The sequence below is a fragment of the Sphingomonas olei genome, assembly GCF_045369765.1.
GTDB classification, from domain to species: domain Bacteria; phylum Pseudomonadota; class Alphaproteobacteria; order Sphingomonadales; family Sphingomonadaceae; genus Sphingomonas; species Sphingomonas panaciterrae.
Genome location: NZ_JBIQEU010000001.1, coordinates 233,722 through 249,528 on the forward strand (window position 1 = coordinate 233,722; position 15,807 = coordinate 249,528).

At 69.3% G+C, this 15,807-nt stretch carries 10 protein-coding genes; 2 read left to right on the plus strand and 8 right to left on the minus strand.

Annotated elements, in window-relative coordinates:
- Positions 1-133: 133 nt before the first annotated feature.
- Entirely contained in the window at positions 134-1,693 is a 1,560-nt protein-coding gene (gene murJ / locus ACH0BU_RS01195; RefSeq protein ID WP_500263558.1) for a murein biosynthesis integral membrane protein MurJ, read from the plus strand.
- A 12-nt stretch (positions 1,694-1,705) separates the two neighbouring features.
- Entirely contained in the window at positions 1,706-2,713 is a 1,008-nt protein-coding gene (trpS, locus tag ACH0BU_RS01200) for a tryptophan--tRNA ligase (protein WP_046409235.1), read from the plus strand.
- A gap of 244 nt (positions 2,714-2,957) precedes the next feature.
- On the opposite strand, the gene ACH0BU_RS01205 is transcribed toward trpS, so the two are convergent.
- The 8 genes from ACH0BU_RS01205 to ACH0BU_RS01240 all read right to left on the minus strand — a co-directional run bounded on the left by ACH0BU_RS01205 (position 2,958) and on the right by ACH0BU_RS01240 (position 15,790).
- Positions 2,958-3,890 carry an alpha/beta hydrolase-fold protein gene (locus ACH0BU_RS01205; RefSeq protein WP_500263559.1) on the minus strand — a complete coding sequence of 311 codons (933 nt, stop codon included), beginning with the start codon at positions 3,888-3,890 and terminating at the stop codon, positions 2,958-2,960.
- 4 nt (positions 3,891-3,894) lie between these two features.
- Complete coding sequence (locus ACH0BU_RS01210) at positions 3,895-4,818, minus strand: hypothetical protein (protein WP_500263560.1); 924 nt, start codon at positions 4,816-4,818, stop codon at positions 3,895-3,897.
- 251 nt (positions 4,819-5,069) lie between these two features.
- Entirely contained in the window at positions 5,070-5,345 is a 276-nt protein-coding gene (locus ACH0BU_RS01215; RefSeq protein ID WP_500263561.1) for a PadR family transcriptional regulator, read from the minus strand.
- A 204-nt stretch (positions 5,346-5,549) separates the two neighbouring features.
- A complete protein-coding gene (locus ACH0BU_RS01220) occupies positions 5,550-7,670 on the minus strand; it encodes a GumC family protein (RefSeq protein ID WP_500263562.1) in 2,121 nt (706 codons plus the stop codon).
- A gap of 16 nt (positions 7,671-7,686) precedes the next feature.
- Complete coding sequence (locus ACH0BU_RS01225) at positions 7,687-8,955, minus strand: outer membrane beta-barrel protein (protein WP_500263563.1); 1,269 nt, start codon at positions 8,953-8,955, stop codon at positions 7,687-7,689.
- 79 nt (positions 8,956-9,034) lie between these two features.
- The gene (locus ACH0BU_RS01230; protein ID WP_500263564.1) at positions 9,035-9,637 is read right to left on the minus strand and encodes a polysaccharide biosynthesis/export family protein; all 603 of its coding nucleotides are present in this window, start codon (positions 9,635-9,637) and stop codon (positions 9,035-9,037) included.
- 85 nt (positions 9,638-9,722) lie between these two features.
- Positions 9,723-13,835, minus strand: coding sequence for a translocation/assembly module TamB domain-containing protein (locus ACH0BU_RS01235; protein WP_500263565.1), 4,113 nt, complete (start codon positions 13,833-13,835; stop codon positions 9,723-9,725).
- Entirely contained in the window at positions 13,835-15,790 is a 1,956-nt protein-coding gene (locus ACH0BU_RS01240) for an autotransporter assembly complex protein TamA (protein ID WP_500263566.1), read from the minus strand. The genes ACH0BU_RS01235 and ACH0BU_RS01240 overlap by 1 nt, the downstream gene beginning before the upstream one ends.
- Positions 15,791-15,807: the final 17 nt, after the last annotated feature.

The following is a 15,807-nucleotide window of genomic DNA, read 5'->3' on the forward strand; positions in this document are numbered from 1 at the left end:
TGCCGACCCGCGGACGGCCTTCTGACCGGCGCGCCCGCCACCGGTCGGCAATGACCAGGCGGGCCATCCAGCGGGCGACCACGCGCATCACCAAGCGGGCGCCACGGCCATCCGGCGAGCGGAACCTGACACGATGAACCTGACGCGTGCGCTCGGCTCCGTTGGCGGGCTGACCCTGGCCAGTCGAATCCTCGGACTGCTGCGCGATTCGCTGTTCGCGCGCTTCGTCGGCGCAGGGTTCGCCTCCGACGCCTTCCTGATCGCGTTCCGCCTGCCCAACATGTTTCGGGCATTGTTCGCGGAAGGCGCCTTTTCCGCCGCCTTCATCCCGATGTTCAACCGCAAGGTCGCCGACAAGGACGGCCGCGGGCTGAACGACGGGATCGGCTTTGCCAGCGATACGCTGTCGATCCTGGTGCCCGTGCTGATCGTCTTCACGATCATCATGGAGCTGGCCGCCTGGCCGGTGACCTGGCTGCTGTCAGGCGGGTTCAACGATGCGACGCGGGCGGAATTCGCCTATGCCGTCGAACTGTCGCGGCTGACCTTTCCCTATCTGATGCTGATCAGCCTGGTCTCGCTGCTGGGCGGGATCCTCAATTCGCTGCACCGTTTCTGGGTCGCGGCGGCGGCGCCGATCCTCCTCAACCTGACGCTGATCGCGGCGCTGCTGTTCTTCCATCATCAGGACAATCTGGTGACCGCGCGCAACCAGGCGATCGCGGTGACGGTATCTGGCGCGTTGCAGCTGATCTGGCTGATCTGGGCGTGCCGCAAGGCGGGCGTGGTGCTGAAGCTGAAGCGGCCGACGCTGACGCCGGACGTGAAGCGGCTGATGTCGCTGATCTGGCCGACCGCGGCGGGCGCGGGCGCGGTTCAGATCAACCTGGTCATTTCCACCGCGCTGGCGGCGAGCCTGCTGTCCGCGGGCTCCGTCAGCTACATTTATTATGCCGACCGCCTGAACCAGCTGCCGCTGGGCCTGATCGGGATCGGCCTTGGCACCGTCCTTCTCCCGACGATCTCCGCGCAGCTTGGCCGGGGCGAGGACGCAGCGGCGATGGAGACGCAGAACCGGGGCATGGAGCTGGCGCTGTTCCTGACATTGCCGGCGACCGCCGCGCTGATCGTGTGCGGCCAGCCGATCGTCGCCGCGTTGTTCCAGCATGGCGCCTTCACCCCGGCGGACACGGTGGCGACGGCGCAGTCGCTCGCCGCCTTCTCGGTCGGGCTGCCGGCGTACATCTTGGTCAAAGTGCTGACCCCCGGTTTCTATGCGCGGCAGGATACGCGCACGCCGGTGCGCTATGCCACGGCGTCGATGGTGGTGAACCTGGTGCTCAACCTCGCCTTCATCTACCCGCTGGGGCATATGGGGCCGCCGCTGGCGACGGCGCTTGCCTCCACCGTCAATGTCGTCCTGTTGTGGCGTGCGCTGGTGGCGAAGGGGCATTTCGTCGCCGACGCGCAGCTCAAGCGGCGGGCGTGGCGGCTGGTGCTGGCGGCGCTGCTGATGGGCGTGGTCATGTGGTTCGCCAACGACCTGTTCCGCCCCTATACCACCGGGCCGAGCCTGCACCGCTGGGGCGCGATGCTGGTGCTGGTCAGCGCGGGTGCGCTGGTCTATTTCGCCGCCACCTTCCTGTTCGGCGCCTTTCGGATGGCCGACGTCAGAAGGCTTGTTCGTCGATAGGATCCCCCCACAATGCGCGTCGTTTCCGGCATCAAGCCCACCGGCAATCTTCACCTCGGCAATTACCTGGGCGCGGTGAAGCAGTGGGTGGCGATGCAGGACGAGATCCAGGCCGCCGGGGGCGAGACGATGTATTTCATCGCCGACCTTCATGGCCTGACCGAATGGATCGCGCCGGCCGAGCTGACCGCCAACACGATCGAGATGACCGCGACGCTGGTCGCCGCCGGGATCGATCCCGAGCGATCGACGCTGTTCAACCAGACGCGCGTGCCGGCGCACAGCGAGCTGGCCTGGCTGCTCAACAATGTCGCGAGGGTCGGCTGGCTGAACCGCATGACGCAGTTCAAGGACAAGGCGGGCAAGAACCGCGAGGGCGCGAGCGTCGGCCTGTATGATTATCCGGTACTGATGGCGGCGGACGTGCTGCTCTATAACGCCACCCACGTGCCGGTGGGCGAGGACCAGAAGCAGCATCTGGAGCTGGCGCGCGACATCGCGACGAAGTTCAACCAGGATTACCAGACCGAGCTGTTCACCCTGCCCGAGCCGCTGATCAGCAAGGCCGCGCCGCGGATCATGAGCCTGCGCGATGCGTCGGCCAAAATGTCCAAATCCAACCCGTCGGCGCAGTCGGTGGTGAAGCTGATCGATAGCGATAGCGAGATCGCCGACAAGTTCCGCAAGGCGAAGACCGATCCCGACGCGCTGCCCGACAGCTGGGAGGCGCTGGCCGAGCGGCCCGAGGCGCGCAACCTGGTGACGATCTTCGCCGCGCTGGCGGATCGTACGCCCGAGGATGTGGTGGCGGAATTTGCGGGGCAGGGTTTCGGCCAGTTCAAGCCGGCGCTGGCCGACTTGGCGGTGGCGAAGCTGGGCCCGATCCGTGACGAGATGCTGCGCCTGCTGAACGATCGCGGGGCGATCGACGCTATCCTGGCGCGCGGGGCGGAGAAGGCGCGCGATCTGGCGGCGCCGGTGCTGGCGGACGCGCAGAAGGCGATGGGCCTCCTCGCCTGAGGTGATGGCGGGCGCTGGTCGCTGGCGGTCAGAGCGTCGCCGCGGCCAGCGCGATCAGCGACCAGAGTAAGGTCGACGCCGCAATCCAGAAGCCGAGGCATGCCGTCCCCTTTCTCCATGTCCGATGGACCGTTTCGGGCAAGCGGAATTGAGAACGGGACTCGGGAAAGCCAGCGCATCAGGCGCGGCAGGATGACGGATGTTGCCCGGGCCATCCCGTTCAACCTGTCAACCTGGAAGCCCGTCAGGACGAGAGGAAGGCTGCCAGCGATGCCACGTCCGTCGCGCAATGCCCGCCATAGAGCGGGTGCCACTGTGTCGTGACGCCGCGGCGGCGCGCCATTTCGACAAGCTGCTGGGAGCCCTCGAAGTTGCCGTATGCGTCATACAGGCCGTTGGAGACATAGAGCGCCGGATAGGCTGGCCCCGCCCGCTTGATCAGGGCGAGCGGCGATACGCGCTGCCACTCGGCATCGTTTGCCGCATATCTGCGCGCCATCATCCACACGCCGAAGACGATCTTGGGGTTCGCCCCCGTGCGCTGCATCGTCGCGCGTATCGTGGACAGCGATGCGAACGGCGAGATCGAATAGACACCGGGGCACAGGGCCGCGACCTTGGCGAACCGCGACGGATAGGACAGGCCGGCGATCAGGACGTTGAGGCCGCCCATCGACTCTCCCACCAGGAGGCGCCGACGCGGACGCCCGATCTTCGCCTCGATCGCGGGCAGACGGGCCATCAGATCATCGAGCAGGCCGCTGTCGGGCTTCTTTCCCTTCGGGGTCAGCAGCCAGGTCGAGCCATAGGAGACGGTGACGACGGTCGGCGGCAGCTCGGGGCGGCGCTGCCATTCCGCCTGGACCAGAGCCGTCATGTAGGTGTCGTCGTTCCAGATGCGTTCGTCGAGGTTTCGACCGTGCATATGGTAGACGACATCGCCGTTGGTCCCCCGCCGATCGCGATAGACGCAGTACCGAAGCGAGCCCGATGTGTCGCACGCTTCCTCCGCCGGGCGGAACGATACCTTTTGAGCGCCCCGCGTTCGCGTGACCTGTCCCCATGCGTAGTAGATCAGGGCGGCGATGATCGCGGCAATGAGCCAGTATAGATAGCGGCGCGTCATCATCAGCCGGGCCGCACGGCGGAGCTTGCTGGTTTCGGTGGAGGCCGACATGCGATCAGGCCAGTCCAACGAACAGGTGGCGGTCGGACAGCGTGCCGTCCGTCTCACCCCGAGCGCGGGAAACCACGCTGGCACCAACCCCTGCCCGCTTCGGCAATGCCAGCAGGCTCAACGCGTAGCCGATGATCGCGCTGCCGCCATAGCCGACGATCGGCGTCGGATAGTTGCCGACGGCTGCCGCCAGGATCGCGGCAAACCAGACCGCGCCGAAAGCGGCGTAGGTCGCACGGTTGCCGGAATCGCGCCGCCAACCGACGATCGCCGGGACAAGGAGAAGCACCAAGCCTCCCAGCACGGCCAGGCCGGCAGCGACATGAACGTTGAAGGACGAGTAGAGAACTTGTTCGACATGCGGCACCGCCGGCAAGGGATCGGCACGAGCGAGCGTCACCGCGAAGCCGGCGATGCTCGCGATCAGTACCACGGTGGAATGTCGGTCACGGCGGATCATCGCGAGCGTCGCGAGGCCAAGGACAAGCATCCCCGCCATCGCCCGGTCGGGTTGCAGCGCGATCGCGGCAATGGCGGCGATGACGCCCGCGGTCGTCACACCGCTTCGGCTTCGTGAGAAGGCGACAATCATCACCGGCAGGAGGATCAGGCTCGGCTGGAGTGCGAAGCCGCCAAGCCGTACCCAGCGCGATATGCCTTCGACCTCATTGCCGATGAAAGCCGTCGCCAGCAGCGCGACCGCCATCGCGATCGTCGCGCCGCCCATCCATTGGCGGCCCGGCGGGAGAGTGCGGCCGAGCAGCGCCAGCGTCGCCAGGCCGATCGCCAACGCGCCGACGTTGACCCCAAGGTAGCGCGTCGGCGCACCGGCGATCACCAAATAGGCAAGGCCGAGAATGACCGCCCCGACCGCGCAGGCGATACCGAGGGCGCGAGGGCGAAGCATCATGGCGTCGATGATCGTCATGGCGGTCGATCGTTCAGAGAACGACGTGCCTTCACCGCTCAGCGCCGCAAACGGCTTAAGCAGGTGCGATGCGACCGCGCGGGGCAGGAGCCCGCACACGCTGTGAAGCGCGAACAGAAGCGCCTCTGTGTCGTCCGGGATGCCGGCCGTCTCGCACCGGATTGCCCACCCCCACGAATGTAGCGAGGGAGGCAGCGTCGCTTGCAAGGCACGGCAGGCGAGATCAGCCAGACCGCGGCGGAGGCCGGCGCTCATATGGTCGCCTCTTGAGGTCGTGTGGTGGGTGTCGCCTTACTAGCGGGGGGATTGGCGCGGGCGAGTTGCACGCCGCTCGCCGTCAGACGGTAGGCGTGCCGCGGCGGCCGCCCTCCTTCCGCCGGGTGCTGCCATTCCGCCTCCAGATAGCCTTGCGCCTCCAGACGGATCAGGAGCGGATAGAGCGTCCCGGATTTTACATCGGCACGCCGCGCTAACTCATAGCCGTGGGACCACTGGCCGTCGGCATCGAGCAGGACGGCGAGGACCATTCGGGCGTGAGGCGAGAGTGCGCGTGTTCGGGACATAGGCAACAAGTCTACCTAGGTAGACTTTACGTCAAGCGGTGATTTTGCCTGCCCGCCCGGCGCGGACCGTCATGCCATTCTCAACAGGCCGGTCTTTAGAAGCCGTATGTTTTCCCGATGGGGGCGGTGGCGATCTGCCTGGCACGCCGCCTGCTGCGGCGAGCCCGCCTAATCGGCCGGGTAGTAGCTGGCGTAGCGTTTGGCGTAGCGGTGCATGCCGCCGGCGGCGCGGGTGGCGGGGTCCACCTGGGTGAAGAGGACGCCGACCGGGTGGCCGCCGTCGTGCCGCAGCCATTCGACCGCCGATACCGCCGCCGGGACGGGCGTGCTGTTCCACTTGATGACCAGCACCGTCGCGTCGGCCATCGCCGCGAGGAGGCGGCCGTCGGCCAGCCCGACCAGCGGGGGAAGATCGAGCACGGCATGGTCGTAGCGGGCTCGCAAGGTGGCGAGCAGCTCCTCCATCCGGCCGTTGCGCAGCAGCTCACCGCCGGCCGCCGAGGGGCGCGCGACGAGGAGGTGATCGAGCCCCGCGACATCGCCAGGCTGGATCGCGTCGTCGAGCGCGGCCTTGTCGCGCAGCACCTCGAGCAGCCCGGCGCCGGGCGCGCGGGCGCGCACCATCTGGCGAACACTGGCGCGCCGGGTGTCGCAATCGACCAGCAGGGTGCGCGTGCCGGTCAGCGCGAGGGTGCGGGCAAGCGCGATCGCCGAGGTCGACTTGCCCTCCGCCGGCAGCGACGAAGCGATGGCGATGACCTGTGGCGTGGCGTCGCGGCGAGTGCCCTCTCCCCCGCGGCCAAGCGCGGCCAGCGCCACGCGGAAGCTTTCGGCGAACATCACCGTCGGGCGTTCCAGCATCAGGTCGAGCGGGTTGAGCCCGCGCGCTACGGCCGGGACGGTCGCGAGCACCGGCAGGCCCAGCCGCCGCTGTATCTGCTCGACCGAGGCGAAGCCGCCACCGACCATGTCGAGCGCGAGGATCGTCACCGACCCGGCGATGACGCCGCCGAACAGCGCCAGCGCATAGAGGATCGGCCGATCGGGCGCGGCCGGCTGCAGCGGCGGCTCGGCGCGTTCGATGACCTCCGCCTGCGCCATCGACAATCGTGCGTTCTGCATGCTGTCGAGCGAGAGCTGCGACATGCGATCGTAGAGCGCACGCTTGGCAGCGGCCTCCCGCTCCAGCGCGGCGGCGGTCACGGAGTCTCGCGTGCTGCGCGCCCGCTCCTGCTCGAGGCGATCGAGTGCCCCGCGCAGGCTGGCGGCGCGGGCATCGGTTGCCGCGGCGCTCGCCTGCAAGGCGCCGATGACGCGGCGTGATTCGGCCTCCAGCTGGCTGTCGAGCGCGGCGAGTTGGTCGCGCACGCGGATGCTCTCCGGATGCCGCTCGCCATAGCGGGCGTCGACCTCTCCGCGGCTGCGCAGCGTCTCGGCGCGCTGGCGGCGCAGGTCGGCAATGACGGCCGAGCCCAGCACTTCGGACACCGCATCGAGCCCGCCATGCGCCACCTGGATGCGCGCGGCGGCGAGGTTCGAGCGGGCGGCGGCCGCGTCCGATTCCGCGCTGGCCAGGTTGCTGGCGAGCGGCGCGACCTGCTGATCGGTGATCGTGCCGAGGCCAGCGCCCGATCCGCCTTCGATGATGCCGGTCGCCGCGCGGAATTCGGCGGCGCGGGTCTCGGCGGCGCTCGCCTCGCGCCCCAGTTCCTCCAGCCGCTGCTGGAACCAGGCGCTCTGCCGCGCCGCATGGCCGAGCTTTCCCTGAGTCCGCCGCTCGATATAGCCGTCGGCAAAGGCGTTCGCGAGCGTCGCCGCCTTGACCGGATCGGCGGTGGTGAAGCGCACGTCGAGCACGAAGGCGAGCGCGGCGCGATCGACCGACAGATGCGACAGCACCGCCGCCGGCACCGCCAGCGAACGGACGGCGGCGGGATCGAGCGTGGCGGTGAAGTCGGGATCGGCGAAGAGGCCGAACGATCGCGCGATGCCGGTCGCCAACTCCAGCGAGCGTATCGCACTGACCTCCGTCTCGATCGCTTCGGGAGTGAGTTCGCTGCGCTGCGCCTGCGCGTTGCCGGCCAGCGGATTGCGCGAGGGATCGAGGCGGATGCGCGCGGTCGCGGTGTAGCTTGGCGGGACGCTGCTGATCAGCAAGGCGCCGATGATCGCGACGAGGATCGTCACCGCCGCCAGCATCGGCCAGCGCCGGCTGAGCAGATCTCGCGCATAGCCCAGGGTGTCGGCCAGCGGTGGATCGTCGTCTTCTGCCCTGGGGCCAGCCGTCATGCGCATGTCCGATGTCTCAAAGGTGAAAGGTGAGGCCCGTCTGGCCCCGTGTGTCGCGCACCGCGGTGGCGGCGCCGTCGCGCACGACATGGCCGATCGCGGCGTCCAGGGTGATCCGGCGCGAGACGAGGTAGCGGGCGCCCGCGCCGACGCGGCGGATCGTGCGGCGGTTGGTGGCGGCAATCCCCGTCTGGCGGGCCGCGTCTACGGTAGCGGTCAGGATGAGGTTGGCGAGCAGTTCGTAGTCGGCACCGGCGGACAGGCGATCGTCCCAGAACGGCCGGGGCAGGCGATTGCCGTAGGTCGCGTCCTCCAGGCTGCGGCGCGCCTTTGCGTTGAGCGTCAGACGCTGCGTCGGGAACAGCTCCAGCGCGCCTTCCGCGACCACCCCGCCGCGACGTTCGCCACCGATGTAGCGGCAGTCGACATGGCCGATGGCGATGGTGCCGCGCGCGCGCTGCGCCAGATCGACATTGAGGCCGGCGGCGAGGCGGATCATGTCGGACCCGAGCGGGGCGCGGCCGGGGGCGGTGAAGCGGGTGGTGGTGTGCCCCGCCTGGACGAACAGCGACAGGGCGGGCGAGCGGGCATATTCGAACTGGCCGGTGACGCGGATCACGTCGCGATCACGGCCGCTTTGGTCGAGGCGGGTGCCGTCGGCACGGCGAACGGGCGCGAAGCGGAAGGTGGCGGCGTCGGCGATGACGAAGGTGCGTATGCGGCCGCTGACATGTTGCACCCTGACGGACGCAAGATCGCGGCGGAAGCGCGACACGGCGGCCTGCGCCGCATCGACCTCCCCCGATAGCGGCCCTTCGACCTGTTGCGACGCTGCGAGACGCGGGGTGGCGCGCAGGGTTGCGCCAAGCTCCAGCTCGCCCTCTGAGGCCAGCGTCCATGTGCGTTCGTTGCGGCGCGGTTCATTGAGGTAGCGGCGGTCGAGCGCCTCGACCTGCAGCCGCAGCGCGTGGCGCGACCAGAGCGAGGCGACCTCAACGGCGGGCGCCAGCGAGACGAAGGCGGATGGGCGCCCATCGCTGGCCGTCAAATAGCTGTTGGACGTGCCCCCTGCGGCCGTGCGCAGGCGGGGAAAGATCATCAGCCCGCCGATCCGCGCACCGCTGGGGGTGTAGGCGGGACGAAGGCGCTGGGCGACGCTGAGGTTGCGGCCGCGATCGACCCCCTGCGGGATCGCCGCGGACACGATGAGCCCGTCCTGCGCCCGCGCGCCCTGCGCCGCGAATGCCGTGGCAAGCGCGAGCAACGCGCGCCCCAGCCGCCCCATCCACAATGCATGATCCCCCCCGAAACCAAGCAGATAGTGTGGTTAACGCCTGCGCAACGCAATACCTTTTCGCCGGTCGTCAGAAGAAGCGTTCACCGATGCGGAGCGTGTCGCCGGGGCGCACGATCAATTCGGGGGTCAGGCGATAATTCACCTCTGCTGCAGTCCCCTCCCCCCGGATGCGGACCACGGCGCGATTGGCGCGCGGCGTGAACCCGCGGGCGAGCGCGACGGCATTCATCGCGGTCATGCCGCTGGCGTAAGGATATTGGCCGGGCGCCGCGACCTCCCCCATGATGTAGAAGGGGCGAAAGGCGACCACCTCCATCGCGACGATCGGTTCGCGCAGATAGCCATCGGCGAGCCGCGCCCGCGCCTCCGCCGCGACTTCGGCCACCGGTTTGTCCCGCGCCGGGACGCTGCCGATCAGCGGGAGCGACAATGTGCCGTCGGGGTTGATCCAATATTCGCCGCTGAGCCCGGGTTCATTGTAAACGCTGACCTTCACCTTGTCCCCGGTGCCGAGGCGATAGTCAGCCGTCAGCGCCTCGGCTGCGACGTAGCGGTCGCCGAAGGAGAGCACCGGCCCCTCCCCCTGTTCGGCACAGGCGCCGCATAGCGAGAGGATGCCGAAAAGAAGTGCTGCCCGGCCGATCATCGCGCCCCCGTTCGCGTAAATCATTGTTTCGGCGACGCTTGCACAGGAGAAGGGTCGACGCAACGACGCGCCGCAGCCTGGAACTGCCGGATAAACAGGCGCTGGCGGATCAATAATCGCGCGAGATACGCACGTTCGCGCTTTGCCGGCCGAGGGTGGAAATGCTCGACAGCAAGGAGAGCCAGCGGGTGACCTGATATTCGACGCGGGTGGCGGAATAGCCCTGACCGTCGGTGACGATCTCCGCATAGAGCCGGCGCGTCACATATTTGCCGGCGGCGATCGACGTGCTCTGCCCCGTTTGCGGATCGGCGGGAAGGATGCGCAACCGGTCCAGCCCCGCCGCGCGGCGCACCGCGTTGATCGGATTGAGCCCGCCGTCGCCATCGCGCAGCGCAGCGACCGCGGCGGCGAGCTGAAGCGCCTCGGGCGCCGACAGATTGGTGATCGACGTGCCGAACAACAGCCGCGAAAGCAGTTCGTCCTGCGGCAGCGCCGGCGTGCTGCTGAAGGTGATTTCGGGCTTCAACGCGACGCCGGTCACGCGGATCGAGGCGTTGAGCCCGGTCGTGTTGGCATCCGCCTCGATATCGAGGGCAGGATTGGCGGGCACTTCGCCGGCGAAGCGGATCACGCCGCGCGACAGCTCAAATTCACGCCCGGCGAATTCGTAATCGCCGCGGACGAGATCGGCCCGGCCAGTGATCGCCGGATTGTCCGGCGCGCCGCCGATCGCGAGGTCGGCGGACCATTCGCTGGTGAGGCCTAGACCTGTGACGAGCAGCTGGTCGCTGGCGCGCGCGCGGATATCGAGCTGCCACGGGGCGGGCGGGGTGGTGACGTCGCTGCCGCCGCCCGGTTCGTTGATCTCCCGGATCTTGAGGCGCGGGACGGCGCTGGCGGCGGTCGCCTGGCCCAGGCGGTAGCGGCTGCGATCGAGCTTCACCGCGCCCGAGATGGTGCCGCCACGGCCGCTCGACTGGAAGCGCAAGGGACCGGTGACGGTGGCGCCGATGTCGTCGCGGTTGATCATCACCGCGCGATTGGCGTTGAGCGTCAGATCGAGGCCGATGCCGCCGCGCGCGGCGAAATCGAACCGGCCGGTGCCGGTGACCTTGCCCTCGCGCCCGGCATTGGCGGTGAACTGGTCGATCGACAGCAATGAGCCGGCAAATCGGCCGCCGGCCTGCACGTCGGTCAGGACCGTGCCGGTGGTGGCGCTTTCGATCCGCGCGCCCTTTGCCTGGACGGAGCCCCGGATCGCCGGATCGAGGAGCGTGCCGCTGACGTCGGCGGCGATCGCGACCGGGCCGGACAGGTCGAACAGCTCGACCCGGGTCAGCCGCCACAGGGTGTCCGCCGGACCTTCGTAGCGGAGCTGGCCGAACACGCCGGCATTGGCGAAGCGGGTGGTGATGTCGCCGGGTGCGAGGCGCAGCAGCGCTTGGCCGCGGCCGATCGTCCGCCCGCCGCTGCCGACCACCGCGCGGATACCGGCGCGATCGGCGGTGAGGACGCCGGCCACCGCCATGTCGATCGGATTGGAGGAGACCAGCAACCCCGAGCGGGTGAGGCCGCGCACGTTCATCTCGATCCGGCCGGTCGGCGCGCTGCCGGTGGTGCTGGCATAGCTGATCTTGCCCGAGGCGGTGCCGCCGAGGCCAAGGCCGGGCGACACGATGTCGAGCACGGCGAGCGGCATCTGCGACAGGCTGGCTTCGATCATGTTGCTGTCGGTGGTGAAGCGGCCGCCGACGGTCGCGGTGCCGCCGGCGAAGGCGATCGTCGCCGGCGCCAGCCGCCAGCCATCGCCATCGCGGGTCACCACCGCGGGCGCATCGAGGCGCAGCGGGCGGCGATCAACGGTGCCCTGCGCCACGATCCGGTAGCTGTCGGGGGTCACGTCCACGACGCTCTGCAGGTCGAACGATCGCCCGCGCGAGCCGGCGATGGCGAGCCGCACCTGCCCCACGCCGTCGCGCAGTTGCGCATTGGCGGCGAAGCGGGCGAGGCTGAGCGGGCCACGACGCAGCCCAGAGCCGTTGAACGTCCCCTCCAGCGTGGTGCCGGCAGGGTCGAGCATGATGGCGAGATCGACGCGCCCCTGACGCAGCGTCGCGCCGCCGACGAGTTGGGCGTTGCGCAGCGCGAGCCGGGTCTCGATCCGCTGCACCGCGTTGACCGGGCGGAGCACGACCTCCCCATCGATCCCGCCGCCGCTGACCGCGAGCCGACCGTCGAACCCGTCATCGACGATGGTGACCATGCCGGTCGCGCGCGTGCCGCTGACATCGAGGCGCTGGACCGCGATCTGCGCGTCCGCGCCGCGGGGCAACAGGATGTCGCCGGCGCCATCGAACGGCCCGAGACGTGACTGACCGGCGGCGGTGAAGGTGAACCCTTGAGCGGTGGGATCGAGATGAAGCCCCACATCCTGCAGGCCCAAGGCGTCATTGGGCCGGCGGAACTGAAGGTCGAGCGTCGGGCGTTCGATGCGGCCGTCGAGCTTCACCGTGACGGGGCCATATTGCGCCTGCTGGCCAGCGCCGGCGAAGACGAAGGTACCGTCGCGCCGGCGGTAGCCGTTGCCGACCAACCGGATCGACGGGCCGGTGAGTACCAGATTGCGGAAATGAAGGATCCCGTCGGGCGTGCGTTCCAAGCCCGTAACGATGCGCGGCAGTCCGCCGGCGAGGCTGCGGAAGAAGCCATTGTCGAGGCGGACCATCTGCGCCGTGCCATCGCCGATCACGCGCGTGCCGCGCCCGCCGGGCCCCGGCACCACGCGCAGCCGCGAGGTGACATCGACGACCCCGAGCCCCGGGATCAGATAGCGGCCCAGCGCGCCGTTCAGGCCGACCTGATACACGCCGGTCCGCAGATCGACGAGCAGGCTGATCCGGCCGGACAGCTTGTCGGAGCGCAGGCGCAGGTCATCGCCGGTGAGCGTCGTGGATGTCACGCGCAGGATGCCGTCGACCGACAAATTGCGCAGGATTCCGCCGGCGACATCGCCGACGCCGGTCACGCGCGCGGCGGTGAAGCGGACCGGGAGCGCGATCGGTGAGGCGGACAGCCGCCCCTTCCCAGCCAGTCGCGCCTGTTCGAACCCGGTATTGTCGAAGGCGAGGCGCGGCGCGCTGACGCGATAGTCGAAGCTGGCGGTGGCGAAGCGCCCGTCGAGCACGGCGCGAAGCTCCACGTCGCGGCCGCTCATGTTGGGGAACAGCGCCGCGGGCCGCAGCAGCCGCGCGCGGATGCGCAGGTTGCGCCACGCGCTTTCGCCCAGATCGGCAATGCCGGTCGCCTCGACCGCGAGCGCGGACGAGCGGGCCGACAGGCGGCCATCGAGCCGGCGATTGACGAAGGTGGCGGCGCCCTCGACGCGCACACGCGGCGCGGAGAGGCGCTGAAGCTTGCCGCGGGCGATGCTGCTGGGTGCCAGCGTGCCGCCGAGGGTGTAGGCGCCGGCGCGGTTGCCAAGCGCGAGATCGACGATCTGCGCGTCGCCGGCGCGGGCCACGGCGCGGCCCTGCCAATTGGCCCAGCGGCCGTCGCCGGCGATGTCGAGCGACAGCGGCCGGCGGATGCCGGAAAGCCGCGCCAGCACGCCGTTGGCGGTGCCGCGGGCGCGCACGTCGATATCGAAGCGGTTGCGATCAGGCGCAGCGTCGATGCGCAGGCGGAGCTGATCGCTCCCCTCGACCAGTGCGTCGAGTGCGACGAGGGCATTGCCGTTGCGGATATCGGCGCGGCCGGCAATGCGGCCGTAGCGCAATGCCCCGGTCACCTTGGGCGCGACGACGAGCCGATCGAGCGACAGCCGGCCGATTACGATGTCGAAATCGGGCAGGATCGGCCCGTGCCGGCTAGTCGGGCGCGGCCGGGGCAGTTTCGCCAGCATGGCAACCGGAATATCGAGCGAGCGGATCTCCAGCCGGTTGGAGAGCCAGGCAAAGGGGCGCCAGTCGAGGTTGGCGCGCGGCGCAGCGAATACCAGCCCCTCGGGATCGTGGACCTTCACGTCGCGCAGCACGGCGGCGCCGAAGAGCGAGCCGTCGATCCGGCCGACGGTGATGCGCAGGCCGTTGGCGGGGCGAGCGGCGTTGATGCGCTGCGCGACCCAGCGATGGCCGACATCGGTATCGACGATCCACAGGCTGGCGAGGATGATCGTGGCGAGTGCGACGATCCCGCCGGGGACCCAGCGCCACAGCCGCATCAGAATGCCTGCCCGAGCGAGACGTACACCGCGACGCGCGAATCGCCCGGCTGCGGATTGAGCGGGGTGCCGACGTCGACGCGGATCGGGCCGAAGTTGCTGTAATAGCGCACGCCCACCCCGGCCCCATAGCGCAGCCCGGAGAAGTCGGGCAGCGCGGAGGTGTAGATGTTGCCGCCGTCGAAGAAGGGCACGATGCCGAAGTCGCCGAACGCCTTGATCCGCCCTTCGATGGCGAATTCGGCGAGGCTGCGCCCGCCGATCGGATCATTGTTGGGATCACGCGGGCCGATCAGCTGATAGCCATAGCCGCGCACCGACGCGCCGCCGCCGGCGTAGAAGCGGCGGGATGGCGCGATCGCATCGCGCGGCGCACCGACGATCGTGCCGAGGCGGATGCGCCCGGCGAGCACCACGCCGTCGCTGACGGATTTATAGGCGCTGGCATCGACCTGCGTGCGGGCGTAGCCGAAGGCAGAACCCTGGAGCGATACCTCCGGGCTGAAGCGGCCGCCGAGGCGGAAGCCCCGCGTCGGGTTCAGGAGGTCGTCCGACCCGTCATAGACGAGGCTGGTCGGTGCGGCGGCGATGAAGAAGGTGCGGCGGCGCGGCTCGCCGGTCGAGACGATCACGTCGCGTTCGTCCGAGGCGACCAGCTCGGCGCCGAGCGACCAGGTCCACGTCTTCTGGAAGAAGATGTTGGTCTGGCGTTCGAGGCTGCCGGAGAGCGAGAAGGTGTTCGCCTCATAGGCTTCGCGATTGGTGTGCGCGGCGCTGATCTGCGCCGTCAGCACGCGGTCGCGGCCCTTGAAATTGTTGCGGCGGAAGGTGACTGCGCCGAGCTGCTCGCGCGTGCCGAGCACCGAACGGAGCGTCAGCGCACCTTCGGGCGGGAACAGGTTGCGGTGAGTCCAGCTCGCCTCGACGCGGGCGCCTTCGCCCGTGCCATAGCCGATTTCGCCCGCAATGGTGCGCGGGGGAGCGGGTTCGAGGCGGACGTCGATGTCGACCGTGTCGGGCGTCGTGCCGGGTACCGGGGTGACCTCGGCCACCGAAACGAGCCCGGTCTGCACCAATGCGCGGCGCAGATCGTCCAACGCAGGGGCATAATAAGGCTTGCCGGGTTCGAAACGGGCGATTTCCTGCGCATGTTCGGCATCGAACACGCGATTGTTCGGATTGGCGCGGATCTGCCCGAAGACGCGCGCGGTGCCGGGATCGACGCTGATGTCGAGCGTGGCGGTGCGCGCCTCGCGATCGATCGTCACCTCGGGTTCGCCCACCTTCGCGAAGGGGAAGCCTTGTTCCCCCGCCTCGACGCGCAGCTTCGCCTCTCCGGTGGTGATGCGATCGGCGTCGACGGGGTCGTCAGGCTTGACCCCAAAGGCATCGCGCAGCGCGGTTGCCTTGTCCCCCGCCGCCGCGACGCCATCGATCGTCACCTCCTTCAGCCGGTAGATCGGCCCCGGCGTCGCGGTGAGGATGACCAGCGGGCGGCCATCGACGGTGTCGATGCGCGGTTCGACCTCCGCATCATAATAGCCCTGCGCGCGCAGCAGCGTGACGAGCAGCGTCGAATCCTCGCGCGCGCGGCGATCAAGCTGCGCGGCGTTGGCGGCCTCACCATCGTTCTGGTCGAGCACCGACAAAGCGGCGAAGCGTTCGCGCAGGAGCGGCGAGGCCATGTCGTCGAGCCCGTCGATGCGCCACGCATAGCGTGTCTCGCCGGTTTGTGCGGCGGTCGCCTGTTGCGCGGCGGGGGTCTGCGGCGGCAGTTCCGGCCAGGCCACGCCGATATCGGGCATGTCGGCGAGCGGCGCGGCGGGATCGATCGGCTGTTCCGCAGGAAGCGCAGGCGCGGGGGCGGTCCCGGCCGCTTGCTGCGCGCCGGCCGGCGCCGAGACGATCGACGCGATCAGACCTGCCCCAGCGATCAGCGCCCTACGCCCGTCCATTGACCCTGCCGTAAGCC